General features: G+C 68.9%; 12 protein-coding genes. 5 read left to right on the forward strand and 7 right to left on the reverse strand.

All coding sequences use genetic code 11. The features are described from left to right. Nucleotides 1-43: 43 nt before the first annotated feature. From def to BLS55_RS10255, 4 genes are all read left to right on the forward strand, one after another. Nucleotides 44-562 (forward strand): peptide deformylase, encoded by a 519-nt coding sequence (gene def / locus BLS55_RS10240; RefSeq protein WP_092154885.1) that lies wholly within the window; start codon nucleotides 44-46, stop codon nucleotides 560-562. Then, nucleotides 535-1,524 (forward strand): methionyl-tRNA formyltransferase, encoded by a 990-nt coding sequence (gene fmt, locus BLS55_RS10245; RefSeq protein ID WP_092154887.1) that lies wholly within the window; start codon nucleotides 535-537, stop codon nucleotides 1,522-1,524. The genes def and fmt overlap by 28 nt, the downstream gene beginning before the upstream one ends. A 237-nt stretch (nucleotides 1,525-1,761) precedes the next feature. Beyond that, complete coding sequence (locus BLS55_RS10250; RefSeq protein ID WP_092154889.1) at nucleotides 1,762-2,628, forward strand: DUF116 domain-containing protein; 867 nt, start codon at nucleotides 1,762-1,764, stop codon at nucleotides 2,626-2,628. Then, on the forward strand, nucleotides 2,628-3,974 hold the full coding sequence (locus BLS55_RS10255) for a transcription antitermination factor NusB (RefSeq protein WP_092154891.1): 1,347 nt from the start codon (nucleotides 2,628-2,630) through the stop codon (nucleotides 3,972-3,974). Before BLS55_RS10250 ends, BLS55_RS10255 begins: the two co-directional genes overlap by 1 nt. A 50-nt stretch (nucleotides 3,975-4,024) precedes the next feature. Here BLS55_RS10255 and BLS55_RS10260 read toward each other — a convergent pair whose 3' ends face one another. The 5 genes from BLS55_RS10260 to BLS55_RS10280 form a co-directional block, all read right to left on the reverse strand. Continuing rightward, entirely contained in the window at nucleotides 4,025-5,035 is a 1,011-nt protein-coding gene (locus BLS55_RS10260) for a glycosyltransferase family 2 protein (RefSeq protein WP_092154893.1), read from the reverse strand. Between the two features lie 5 nt (nucleotides 5,036-5,040). Further along, nucleotides 5,041-6,177 carry a DegT/DnrJ/EryC1/StrS family aminotransferase gene (locus tag BLS55_RS10265; protein ID WP_092154939.1) on the reverse strand — a complete coding sequence of 379 codons (1,137 nt, stop codon included), beginning with the start codon at nucleotides 6,175-6,177 and terminating at the stop codon, nucleotides 5,041-5,043. Between the two features lie 28 nt (nucleotides 6,178-6,205). Next, the gene (locus BLS55_RS10270) at nucleotides 6,206-6,724 is read right to left on the reverse strand and encodes a chemotaxis protein CheW (protein WP_092154895.1); all 519 of its coding nucleotides are present in this window, start codon (nucleotides 6,722-6,724) and stop codon (nucleotides 6,206-6,208) included. A 102-nt stretch (nucleotides 6,725-6,826) separates the two neighbouring features. After that, complete coding sequence (locus BLS55_RS10275; protein WP_092154897.1) at nucleotides 6,827-7,654, reverse strand: glycosyltransferase; 828 nt, start codon at nucleotides 7,652-7,654, stop codon at nucleotides 6,827-6,829. Next, nucleotides 7,651-10,473, reverse strand: coding sequence for a sensor histidine kinase (locus tag BLS55_RS10280; RefSeq protein ID WP_180365450.1), 2,823 nt, complete (start codon nucleotides 10,471-10,473; stop codon nucleotides 7,651-7,653). The genes BLS55_RS10275 and BLS55_RS10280 overlap by 4 nt, the downstream gene beginning before the upstream one ends. A 129-nt stretch (nucleotides 10,474-10,602) precedes the next feature. Here BLS55_RS10280 and BLS55_RS10285 point away from each other — a divergent pair, with 129 nt between their 5' ends. After that, nucleotides 10,603-11,520: a DMT family transporter gene (locus BLS55_RS10285; RefSeq protein ID WP_092154941.1), complete on the forward strand. Its 918-nt coding sequence runs from the start codon at nucleotides 10,603-10,605 to the stop codon at nucleotides 11,518-11,520. A 295-nt stretch (nucleotides 11,521-11,815) separates the two neighbouring features. Here the strand turns inward: BLS55_RS10285 and BLS55_RS10290 are convergent, their stop codons facing one another. Continuing rightward, nucleotides 11,816-12,178, reverse strand: a complete 363-nt coding sequence (locus BLS55_RS10290) for a hypothetical protein (RefSeq protein WP_092154900.1) — start codon at nucleotides 12,176-12,178, stop codon at nucleotides 11,816-11,818. A gap of 104 nt (nucleotides 12,179-12,282) precedes the next feature. Next, nucleotides 12,283-12,660 (reverse strand): NifB/NifX family molybdenum-iron cluster-binding protein, encoded by a 378-nt coding sequence (locus BLS55_RS10295; protein ID WP_092154902.1) that lies wholly within the window; start codon nucleotides 12,658-12,660, stop codon nucleotides 12,283-12,285. Nucleotides 12,661-12,675 lie beyond the last annotated feature (15 nt).

Here is a 12,675-nt window from a genome sequence, read left to right on the forward strand (position 1 = left end):
CGGCGCGTTGGCCCTTGCGGCGCGCCGCAAGAAGGATATTGCCATGCTGCTGGACATTGTGACTTACCCGGATCCGCGCCTCAAAGAGGTCTGCGCGCCCGTGCTGGAAGTGACGGAAGAAATCCGCCGCCTGGCGGCGGATATGCTGGAAACCATGTACGCCGCGCCCGGTGTGGGCCTGGCCGCCCCGCAGGTGGGGCGCAGCATCCGGATGCTGGTCATGGATCCCACGGTGCAGGACGGCGAAAAGAATCCCCGCGTGCTGGTCAACCCCGTGCTTTCCCTTTCGGGCGAGGAAGTGCGCAGCGAGGCCGAAGGCTGCCTTTCCGTGCCCATGAATTACCGGGCCGACGTCAGGCGCATGAGCAACGTGCACCTCTCGGCCATGGATCTGGACGGCAACCGTATAGAGGAAGACCTGGAAGGCTTCCCCGCCATTGTGCTGCAGCACGAGTACGACCATCTGGACGGCATCCTGTTCATCGATAAAATCAGCCGTCTGCGGCGCAGCCTGTACGACAGCAAGGTAAAAAAGTGGCTCAAGCGCAAAACTGCCGCCTAGTTTTTATGGGCACGCCGGATTTCGCCGTGCCCACGCTGCGCCGCCTGGCCGCCTGGCCGCACGGCGCGCTCGTCGCCGTCTATACCCAGCCGGACAGGCCCGCCGGGCGCGGGCACAGGCTCGCCATGCCGGCCGTGAAGCAGGCCGCTCTGGAACTGGGCCTGCCCGTGGAACAGCCGGAAAATTTTAAAGATCCCGCCGCCGTGGCCCGGCTGGGCGCTTACGCGCCGGACGTGCTGGTGGTGGCCGCTTACGGCCTGCTGCTGCCCCAGGCCGTGCTGGATCTGCCCCGGCTTGCGCCGCTCAATGTGCATGCCTCCCTCCTGCCGCGCTGGCGCGGGGCCGCACCCATCCAGCGCGCCGTCATGGAGGATTGGCAGCCAGGGGCCCGCACGGGCGTTTCCATCATGCGCGTGGTGCGCCAGCTGGACGCCGGACCCGTGTACGCCCGCGCCTCCCTGCCCCTGGACGACCACACGGCGGGCAGCCTGCACGACGCCCTGGCCCGGATGGGCGCGGAGCTGCTGCCGCAAGTGCTGGACGCCCTGCTGGAGGGCCGCGCCGCGGCTGAGGAGCAGGACGCGGACAGCGTCACCTACGCCGCAAAAATCACCCGTGAAGACAGCTGCATAGACTGGAGCCGCCCCGCCGTCCAGGTCCACGCCCATATCCGCGGCGTCACGCCCTGGCCTGGGGCGCGCGTTGCGCTGCGCTTTGACGGGCAGGACAAAACCTTTCCCTGCACCGTGGCCCCTGGCGCGCCCGGCGCGGCCTGCCCCGGCGCGGCCCCCGGCACGCTTGCCTATGCGGACGAACAACTGCGCGTGGCCTGCGCTGACCGCTGGTATGCGCTTGGCCCCCTGCGCCCCCAGGGCCGCAAAAGCATGTCCGCCCGCGACTTCGTCAACGGCGCGCTGCGCGGCCTGCGGCCCGGCCCGTGCGGCCACGCTGCGGCAGAGTAAGATGCCGCGGCGCTGTGAACTTGCAAAAACGGGAAAGCTGCCTCCGGCGGCCAAAGGGGCGTGTGCCCCCTTGGAATTCCCGCTTCAGGGGCGCTACGGGCAGCACAGGGTCTCTGTCGGTCTGTTTCCTCTGTAACTATCTGCTGCCTGTTCGGATGCCCGCTCGCTGCGCCCCGTAAAGAAAAGGTTTTTCTTCCTCACCGCTTTTCCCCTCCCAACCGTTTTAACCGAGGCCGTATGGCGTTGCTGCACAAGTCTCCGTATTCCTTGCCTCCGACGCAGTACGGCGGGGCGCGCAAACGGGTGTTCATCGGGCTCATGCTGGGTTCGTGCCTGCTGTTGTGCGTGGTTCTGGCGGTGTTTCTCATTTTGCCCTGGACGGGGTTTCTGGGGGTGCGGCACTGGCTGCCGGCGGTGAGCGTTACGGTGGCGGTGGCGGGCATGCTGGCGGTGCTCTGGCTGTGCCTGAGCCTGGTTTTTCATATTTACACGGGCCGCCCTTTGCCGGGGTGCGGCGGTGTGCGCCATGTAACGGTGCGGCTGTTTTTTCCGCTCATGGAGCTGCTGGCCAAGCTGGTGGGCCTGGACAGGGCAGTGGTGCGGCGCTCCTTTGTGAAGGTCAACAATGAGATGGTGCTGGCGGCGCGCGGGCCGGTAAAGCCGGAAGCGCTGCTGGTGCTTTTGCCGCATTGCCTGCAGCGCAGCGCCTGCCCGCACCGGCTGGTGCACAATGCGGACCACTGCCGCCGCTGCGGGGCCTGCCCTGTGGGGGCGCTGCTGGAGCTGCGCGACGCCTACGGCGTGCGCCTGGCCATTGCCACGGGCGGCACCATTGCCCGGCGCATTGTGGTGCAGGCCCGGCCGCGCTGCATCATTGCCGTGGCCTGCGAGCGCGACCTGACCTCCGGCATTCAGGACAGTTATCCCATTCCCGTGTTCGGGGTGCTTAACGAGCGGCCCCACGGCCCCTGCCTGGACACGCTGGCCCCGCTGGACGCCATTGAGTCCGCCATCCGGCTGTTTCTTGGTCTGGGCCCCGCGCCGGGCGCGGCGCTTTCTCGCGCGGCCGCCGGAGCGGGGCGGAACGCAGGGGAGGGGCGCTGATGGGTTTGCCGAAGGGCTGGAAAAGGCTGCGGCTTACGGCCCGCAATGCGGCTTTGCGGACCTTGCTGCTGACGGATGGCGGGCAGCCCGTGCAGGCGGCTCTGGACGCCGTGCTGGCAACGACGGGCGCTGGCCGGGATGACGAGAGCTTGTCCGCGCGGGACAGACACTTGTGCGCGGAACTGGTCTACGGCTGCCTGCGGGCGGAAATCCGCCTTGACTATGTGCTGGGGCAGGTGCTGCCCCGGCCGGGGGATCTGCCGCGGCCTTTGCGGCATGTGCTGGCCCTTGGGGTTTACGGCCTGCTGCTGCAGGAGAAGGTGCCGGACCACGCCGTGCTGCACGAGGCCGTGGAACAAGCGCGGGCTTTGTACGGCCAGGGCCTGGCCCGGCTGACCAACGCGGCCCTGCGCGCGGTGCAGCGCCTGGGGGACGCCCCGCGCGGCGAGGATTTTTATGCCCAGGGCGCGGCGGACGCGCTGGCGGGCCTGGCCGTTTTTTGCGCGGCCCCGGAGTGGCTGGCGCGGCTGTGGGCTCAGGCCTACGGGGAGGCGGACGCGGCTCGGCTGCTGCGGCGCTCCTGCGCCCGGCCCTGGAGCGGCCTGCGGGTCAACGCCCGGCATGTGCGGGCCGCAGCCCTTTTGGCGGCCTTGCGGGCCCTGCCCGGCGCGACGGCCGTGGGCGCTTGGGGCGCGGCACTGGGGCCGGGAAAGCTGCCGGAGGCGGTTCTGGAGCGTCCTTTGGCCGCCTGGCAGGCCGAAGGGGCGCTCTCTTTTCAGGCCGCCGGTTCGCAGGTGGCGCTGGCGGCGCTGGGCGCGGCCGATCTGGCGGGCCCGGTGTGGGACATGTGCGCGGGCTACGGCGGCAAAAGTGCGGCGCTTCTGGAGCAGGGCGCGGCCGTGGGGCTCTGCACGGACAACAGCAGCGCTCGGCTGCGCTCCCTGCCGGGGCTCTGCCGCCGCCTGGGCCTGGACGCGCCGCCCGTGTGCCTGGCGGACGCCGCGCGGCCTCCTCTGGCCCGCTGGCGCGGGGATATGCTGCTGGACGTGCCCTGTTCCGGCCTGGGCGTGCTGGCCCGCCGCCCGGATATCCGCCGCCGCGGGCCGGAGCGCCTGACAACGCTGACCGCCCTGCAGGAACGTTTGCTGCGCAGCGCTGCAACGCTGCTGGAACCGGGCCGCCGCCTGGTTTACATTACCTGCACCCTGAACCCGGCAGAAAACGACCAGGCCGTGGCGCGGCTGCTCGGGGCCTGCCCTGGCCTGCGGCTGGAACAGACCTGGCAGACCCCCCACGACCACCCCTGGCTGGAAGGCATGTTCGGGGCGGTGCTGCGCAGGGGGTAGCGCGTGAGGCTCGCCGCACATCTGCGGCGGGAATTTGAAACGGTTTTTGGTCAGCGGCGCAGGGCGGCGGGCAGGGCGAAGTAGAGGCGGGCGGCCAGGTCAAAGCAGGCTCCTGGCAGGTAGCTGGCCCACCAGAAAAGGCGGTGCTTGCGGCTGGCGCTGCGCCAGGGGCGCAGCACGCTGCGGGCTGCGGCGTTGCGGCCCTGCCGCCAGAGGTCCACGGCCTTCTGGAAGGCGGCGCGGCGGGTCAGCAGGGCTGCCAGGTCGGCGTAGTCCGCATCATAGCCGGGGTAGAGGCGGCGGTGTTTGTCCAGGATGTACAGGGTTTCGTCCGCGAACTGGCCGAATTTGCGGAAGGTGGTGTTGGCCCCGTGCACGCGCCAGAGGGTCAAGGGGGCGTCCACATGGTCCAGTTCCCAGTCGTGGGCGATGCGGTAGAAGACGTCGGCCTCTTCGCAGACGTTGAGGCTCTCGTCAAACCAGCCGCCGTTTTCGCCCGTGCCGGGGGCCACGCCTTTGGGGGAAAGGCCCGTGAGGGCCGTGGCCCGGATCATGGCGGAGGACATGGAAATCCACTGTCGCTCCATAAGGGCGGCAAAGGCCATGCCCCGCTGGGGCGCGGTGGCGGCAAAAAGGCGGCGGCGCATGCCCCGGCCGTCGAAGATTTCCGTATCAGTGCAGACCAGGCCCACGCGGGGGTTGGCATCGAAGAGCGCCATCTGGGCCGCCAGTTTTTCCGGCCGCCAGAGGTCGTCGCAGTCCAGAAAGGCCAGGCAGCGGCCGCGGGCCTGGGCCAGGGCCAGGTTGCGGCCCGCGCCCAGGGGCACAATGGTTTCGCCCCGGAAGTAGCGCACCTTGGGGCCGTAGCTCTGGGCAATGGCGGGGCTTGCGTCTGTGGAGGCGTTGTCCCAGAAAATAACCTCAAAATCCGTAAAGGTCTGGGCCATGAGGCTGTCCAGAGCTTCCCGCAGATGGCGGGAGCTGTTCAGACAGTTCATGACGACCGAAACGGCCGGGGCCTCCGGGGCCAGGGCGGGGCTGGGCGCGGCGTGAGCGGCCATGACCGTCAGCTCAGGGCCGCCGCAAGGGCGTCGCAGACCGCGTCCACGTCCGCGTTGCTCAGGCCGGGGTGCAGGGGCAGGGTCAGGATCTGGGCGTAGAGGGCTTCCGTCACGGGCAGGCTGGGGCTGCCGCCGCCGAAAAAGCTCAGCAGGTGGTTGGGCTTGTAGTGCACGCCCGTGGGGATGCCTTTGTCTGCCAGGGCGCGGACCACGGCGTCTTTGCGGCCGTCCAGCACGCGCACGGGCAGGATGTGGGGCACGATGTGGTCCTGGGGATCCGTGGCGAACAGGCGCAGGCCCTTCACCGGGGCAAGGCGCTGGGCGTAGCGGGCGGCCAGGGCGCGCCGCGCCGGGGCGAATTCGTTTTCCAGGCGGCCCAGCTGCACGCGGCCCACGGCGGCCATGATGTTGCTCATGTGGTAGCGCCAGCCCTGGCGTTTGACGTCCGGATCCCAGGAGCGCGTGCCGGAAAAGCGCTTCTGGGCGTCGTTTTCCACCGAGAGCAGGCGGGCGTCCGAGGCCAGGCGGGCCACTTCGGGGTCAAAGGCGACCAGGCAGCCGCCTTCGCCGCAGGTGATGTTCTTGATGCCGTCGAAGCTGAAGCAGACCACGTCGCCGAAGCTGCCGATTTTGCGGCCGTGGCGCAGGCAGCCGAAGGCGTGGGCCGCGTCTTCCACCACGCGCAGGCCGTGGCGGCGGGCAAAGGCGTAAACTTCTTCCAGCTGCCAGGGATTGCTGGCGTAGTGCACGGGCATGACGGCGATGGTGCGGGGGCTTAAGCGGCGGGCGGCGTCCTTAAGGTCCAGGGTGCCCGTTTCTTCCAGAACGTCGCAGGCCACGGGGCGGCAGCCCGCGGCGCTGATGGCCTGGAAGGAGGCCACAAAGGTCAGGCTGGGCACCAGCACCTCTGGTTTGCCGTCCTGGAGGCCGCAGCCGGCGGCCACGGCGTCCACGGCCAGGTGCAGGGCCGCGGTGCCGGAATTGACGGTCACCACCTGCGCGGGCGCCACGCCCAGGTAGGCGGCCAGCTCTTCTTCAAAGCGGCGCACTTCCGCGCCCATGCCCAGATAGCCGTCCTCCAGCAGGACGCGCGCCACGGCGCGCGCCTCCGCCTCGCCCACGATGGACCGGGACAAACGCATGGCCGACATACACAGCCTCCTTGTGGGGCTAGCCCACTTCGGCCTTCGTGTCGCTCAATAACGTGTCCAGGTCAAGCAGAATCAGCAGCCGGTCGTCCAGCTTGCCCACGCCGCGGATGTATTCCGAGCCTATGCCGCAGACCACGGGGGGCGCGGGCTCCACGGTGGAGGCGGGGATGCGCAGCACCTCGGAGACGCCGTCCACCAGAAAGCCCACGATTTTCTGGTTGAATTCCATGACCACAATGCGGGTGCGGCTGTCGCGTTCCACCGGGGGCAGGTTGAAGCGGGTGCGCATGTTGATGACCGGAATGACCTTGCCGCGCAGGTTGATGACGCCCTCAATATAATTGGCCGCGTGCGGGACCATGGTGATCTGCATGGGGCGGATGATCTCCTGCACCGAGAGGATGTCTACGCCGAACTCCTCGTCGCCGATGTGGAAGGTGACCAGCTGCAGCAGGTTGTCCTCATGGGCGGGCGCGGCGGCGGATGCCGCCGGGGACGCGCCAGGGGCGTTGGGTGGCGTGGGTGTGGTCTGCGTCATAATGGTGCCTCCGTCTTTTCCGGGGATGTCCGGCCCCAGGCGTTCGCGCGGGGCGGACCATAAGCCGCCGCGCCTATCTTATCGGCAAGCTGCGGCAGGACTTCAGGCCTTTGCTTCCCAGCTTTGGGCCAGGGCGCGCTCGTCGGGCCGCAGCCAGTCAAGCCAGACCCGGCGCATGTAGTCAAAATGGTTGATGCGCAAATCCGCCAGGGGGCCGTGCGTCTGCCAGGGCTTGGGCCCGTGGAAGTGGACAATGTGCGCGGCGGCGCGGCATTCTTCCCGGTAGGGCGGGCAGTTCCAGCGGTCTTCCAGGCGGGTGATGCGCTTGCCGAAAAAATAGTTCAGCAGGGATTGGTCCAGGTTGCCTATGTTCCGTTCGTTTTGCCGGCAGAAGGCCAGAAAGTGCTCAATAAGCCCGTGCCGCCGCAGGCGATCCAGGTTGAACAGCGCCACGCCGCTGGAAAAGGTCCAGATGGGAAAAGGCATGGGCGTCACATATTCGCGGCCCTGATACGTATAGCGCAGTTCCTGGTGCGGATGGAAGAAAGGGGCGGTGTACTCCCTGGCCATGGCCATATGGCGCGGGGTCAGGGCCAGGAGTTCGTCCAGGGGGCGGCGGAAGAGTACGTCCGTATCGCAGTAGAGCGCCAGGGGGTCGCGGCTGAGCTCTGGCAGCAACGCCAGCTCCAGTTTGAGGAAGCAGCCCGCGCAGCGTTGTCCTTTGGGGGAGAGTGCGTCCGGCGTGATGCGGGGCTTGTGGCGCGCTACGGGGATGTTTTCCGCGGCCAGGGCCGCCAGAAGGGCGTCGTCCGCGCCGGCGTAGACGCAAAGGCACTCCGCGTGGGGCTGCACGGCCCTGAGGGAGCGCACCGCCGCCTTGAGCAGGAGCAGGTAGGCGGGCTTGTCGTCCAGGCAGAAGACCACTTTCATGGCCGGGCTTCCTCCTCTGAGCGGGCGGCGGCCTCCAGTTTTTCCAGCAGCAGTTCCGTGCGGCGGGCCATGCCTTCGGTGTCGAAATCGCGGAGCCGGTGCAGGACTTCCGTCACGTCCCCGGCGTAGGGCGTGCCTTCCACCAGGGGCACAAAGCGGGCCAGGGTCGCCTCTGCGCTGCCCCAGTCCGTGATCATGCGTTCGGGCAGAGTTTCCAGCAGGGCGAACAGCTCCCAGCGGCGGGCCGCAGAAAGGCAGAGCCGCCCGTCCGTGGCTGTTACGCTGTGCCCCTGCAGGGTGCTGATGCAGGCCAGGGCCTCGGCCATGCTGTGGGCAAAGTCCGCCATGAGCGCCGGGGGCGGCGCGCTGTGGGGCAGGTTGGCCTCCATAGCCGCAGTGAGCTTGCGGATGCGCTCCACCCCCAGGTTGGCGGCCACGCCTTTGACCGTATGGGCCAGGCGCGCGGCGGCGCGGTAATCCCCGGCGGCCAGGAGACCTTCCAGCTCGCGCGGGCTGTCGCCGTAGTGCTCCATGAAGCGCAGCAGCAGGTCGTGGTACAGACGGTTGTTGCCGCCCACGGTGGCGAGCCCGGCTTCAAAATTGACGGGCGGCGTCTGCGCCGCTGCGTCAGCCGGGCCTGCCGCTGCCGCATGGGGGTCGGCGTCCGCCGCCTTTGCGGCCTGCGGCAGCGGGGCGGGTTCACCGGGCGCGGGCGGGGCCGCCGTCTCCTGCGGGGCGTCGGGCCGGGCGGGCAGCCCGTCGGGCAGGCAGCGGCACAGGGCGTCGTAAAGGGCGGCCGGGTCCACGGGTTTGGTCAGGTAGTCGTTCATGCCCACGGTTTTGCCGTCGTGGCGCGAGGCCGCGTCCGTGTGGGCGGTCATGGCAATGACGGGCAGGCGGGCAGGGGAATAGCCCATGGCGCGGATGCGGCGGGTGGCTTCCAGGCCGTCCATGACCGGCATCTGCACGTCCATGAGCACGACGGAAACGTCGCCGCGGCGCACCGCCTCCAGGGCTTCCTGGCCGTTGGCGGCCAGGCGCACTTCCAGGCCCGCCCGGAGGAGCAGCTCCTGGGAAATCTGGGCGTTGATTTCGTTGTCGTCCACTACCAGCGCCACAGGGCGTTCCTGGGCCGGGGCCGGAGCGGGCGCGACCGCCGCCGCGGCCTGAGGCGGCGCGAAGGTCAGGGAGAAAAAGAAGGCCGTGCCCTTGCCGGGCGTGCTTTCCACCTGCAGTTCCCCGCCCATAAGGTGCACCAGTTGCCGGGCCAGGGCCAGGCCCAGGCCCAGGCCGTTGCCCGCGCGGGTCAGGGATTCGTCCCCAGGGGTGAAGGGCTCGAAAATGGTGGCAAGCTGCGCCGGGCTCATGCCCGGACCGGTGTCGGACACTATAAAGCGCAGGCGCGGCCCGGCGGCGGGGTCTGGAGCCGCGTTGGCGGGGTCGGGCAGCACCCGGCATTCCACAACGCCCTGGCGGGTATAGCGCACGGCGTTATCCAGCAGAATGCGCAGGGCTTCTTCCAGGTGGCGTTCGTCCCCTGTGACGGCGGCGGGCAGGTCGGGGTCAAGGGCTACGCGCAGGTCCAGCTGTTTTTCCAGGGCCGCCCCGGCCACGCTCTGGCGCAGGAGCTCCACGAATTTGGCCAGCACAAAGGGCTGGGGCTCCATCTGCACAATGCCTTCGCTGGCGTTGGAAAAGTCCAGGATGCGGTTGACCATGTCCAGCAGCACGCTGCCGGATTTGTTGATCTGCGCCAGGTAGTCGCGCTGCACGCCGCTGAGCTCCGTTTGCAGGCTCAGGTAGCTCATGCCGATGATGGCGTTGAGCGGGGTGCGGATTTCATGGCTGACGCGGCGCAGAAAGTCGTCCTGCACCCGGGAGGCCCGCTGGGCCAGCTCCAGGGAGGTGAGGGCCTGAGTCCTGGCCTGCACGGCCTGCCTGCGGTTGTTGTGGGCTGTGAGCTCCGCCGCCTTGAGCTCGTTGATGCGGGCGAACAGCGTGGCCTGCATGCCCTGCAGGGCGGCAAACATGCCGGAGAGCTCGTCCTGGTGCGTCAGGCGCAGGGGCGATGGATCTTTGCCGGCGGCCACGGCCGCCGCGTAGCGGCTTACGGCCCGCAAAGGGCGCACCACCCGCGTGTGGCAGACGTACATGTTGACCACCGCGCTCACGGCCAGCAGGCCCAACCCCGCCAGCACCGCGGCCAGCAGGGGGAGGAGGCCGGCCTGGCGCGCCGCAAGCTCATTGAGGAACGTGCCGCGCCATTCCTCGCGCAGGGCGCGCAGGCGGGCTTCCAGCTTCAGGGGCAGGCGGTCCAGACCCGTGCTGCGGAGCATGCGCCGCGCGCCTTCCGGGTCCGCCGGGCGCCCTTCGGCTTTGGCCTGGCCCAGGGCGCGGCCTACGGTGGTTTCCGTCAGATAGGCGATCTGCGCCGTTGCATCGAGCAGTTCGCGCAGCTGAGTCAGAATTTCCGGCGGGGCGTGGAGGCCGTCAGCCAGGGCGCTCAGAGAAATTTTTTGTCCTGGGGCCAGGCGGGAGTTTGCCGGGCGCGGCGCTTCCCCGCGGATGACCTCCACGCCCTGCCGCCAGGCCTCCAGGCTGGACCTGTCGCCCGTAACCACAAAGGCCAGGGCGTCGGCATAGGCCTGCTGCACGGTGGAGCCCATTTCGCCCAGCAGAGTCTCAAAATGGGAAAACTCGCGCACCATACCGTTGAGCGCGTGCTGCCCCCGCGCCAGCCAGAGCAGGCCGGTTGCCAGAACGGCCAGCAGCGCCAGCTGGGTAATGTTGGCCATGCGGAACAGACCACGGATGCTCATGCCTCGCCTCCGGTGCGGCCCCTCCCCGCGGCGCGCGGCAGGGAGGGTTCTTCTTGAAGTTCCCCCAAGCATGCCATAGGCTGCCGCAAAAATCACCTCCAACCGGCACTGCCGTCCCCCCCGGTCGCCATGTCCCCCACCCGATCCACCCTGCTGCCCCATCTTGCCCTGCTTACGGCCATGGCCTTCTGGGGCTCCACCTTTGTGGTTCTGCGCGTGGCGCTTGCCGCGTTCACGCCCCTGCAGACCATGACCGGCCGCATGCTGGTGGCCTGCCTGGCCCTGCTGCCCTTCTGGCCGCGCCTGTTCCGGGAGCTGCGGCGCAACGGGCACTGGGGCCTGCTCGCCCTCATGGGCCTCTGCGAGCCCTGCCTGTTTTTTTTGTTTGAGACCCACGCCCTGGGCCTGACTACGGCCTCCCAGGCTGGCATGGTCACGGCCCTGCTGCCCATGCTGGTGGCCGCCGCGGCGTATGTGGCCCTGGGGGAGCGCTCCGGCCCGCGCGTGTGGCTGGGCTTTGCCCTGGCCGTGGGTGGCGTGGTCTGGCTGAGCGGCACGGCCACCGCCGAAGCCGCCGCCGTCAATCCGGCCCTGGGCAACCTGCTGGAAGCCGCGGCCATGTGCTGCGCCACGGGCTATACCCTGCTGGCGCGCCGGCTCTCGCCTTTTTACAGCCCACTGTGCATTACGGCCGTACAGGCCGCCGCAGGGCTGATTTTTTTCAGCCTGCTGCTCTGTTTTGTGCCTGAAAGCCCCGCCAGGGTAGATCTGGGGCGGACTTTTCCCGCCTGGGCCCCCTGGGCCTGCGTGCTCTATCTGGGGGGCTGCGTGACCTTTGCCGGGTACGGCCTGTACAACCTGGGGGTCAACCGTCTTTCCGCCGGGCGGGCCGCGGCCTACACCAACCTGATTCCAGTTTTTGCCTTGTTTTTCGGCATCCTGCTGCTGGACGAACGCCTTAACCCCGGCCAGTACGCTGGCGCGGCGCTCATTGTGGCGGGCGTGGCGTGCAGCCAGCGGCGCGGAGGAACGGGAAGGAGGCCATAAGCGGACGGGGCCAGGCTGTCGGCGCAGCGGGAAGCGGCTGGGAACGTTGCGGCGGCCGGGCCTGCAAGACGTCGGTCCGGGCCGCGGCTGCTCCTCCGGCAAAGCCTCCGGTCCGGGCAGGCCGGGAGAAGGAAAACCCCCGGCATGGACCAGAAGCCATGCCGGAGGCGGGTACGGCGCAAAGCGTACCGGGGGGCAATCGGCCCGCGTCGGCGGTTGGAGGAGGGCTCCGCCGCGCGGGGCCTTGCGCCGTTTTCGCGGCAACGACGCCGGAGTGCGCCGTTCCGGGAAAAGCTCAGTTCAAAGCGTCCAGAAGCTGCAGCAGGCGGGCGGCGTCCGCGGCGTCGGGCGTTTGCGGCAGGGCTGTCAGGATGCCCAGCCCTTCGGTGCTTTCATGAAATTCTGCCGCAGGCAGAGGGCTCGCCACGGCAGTGGGCACGGCGGCGTTGACCAGCAGCAGATCCGTCACAGCCCGCCGTGCGTCCGTGCCGGGTTCGGGGTCCAGGATCATCAGGTCCGGCGGCTGCGTGCGCAAGAGCGCCTTGCAGTCGTCCAGGCCGGACACCAGCACCACGTTGTGCCCCGGCGTTTCCAGGCCGGCGACAAAAGCCGCCAGATCTGCGGGGCGGCGGGTTTGCACCACCAGATTTCTGCGCATAAGGTTCCTTTCCCCAGGTTTGGCCGGGGCAGCCCGTGAGTGTTGGGCGCAGCGCCGGGCCGCCGTGCGCAGCGGCCCGGCGCGCCTTTTTGGCGGGAGAGGGGCTAGTGCCCCCCGCCGCAGGTGTTCTCTACAGTAAAGGGCGTAAGCCGGCCCGCGGCGAAGGCTTCCACAGCCTTGCCCACGCTGGGCTGATCGCCGGCGAAGAAAACCTGGATGCCCATCTGATTGAAGCCCATGAGGGGCCGCATGCCCATGCCCCCGGCCAGCAGGGCCGTGACGCCGTGCTGGGCCAGGTACTGCACCGGGGCCATGCAGCCGCCCTGCTGATGGGGAATGGGGGGCAGGGTGGACTGGGCCACTATTTTGCCGTCTTCCACTTCCACCACGGTGTAGATGTCGCAATGGCCGAAATGCATGCCCATGCCCGCTTCCATGCCGCCGGGCAAAGCCGAGGGAACGGCTACTACTGTCTTGCTCATACCTTGCATCCTTGA

Source organism: Desulfovibrio legallii, from assembly GCF_900102485.1.
In the GTDB taxonomy this organism is placed as follows: domain Bacteria; phylum Desulfobacterota; class Desulfovibrionia; order Desulfovibrionales; family Desulfovibrionaceae; genus Desulfovibrio; species Desulfovibrio legallii_A.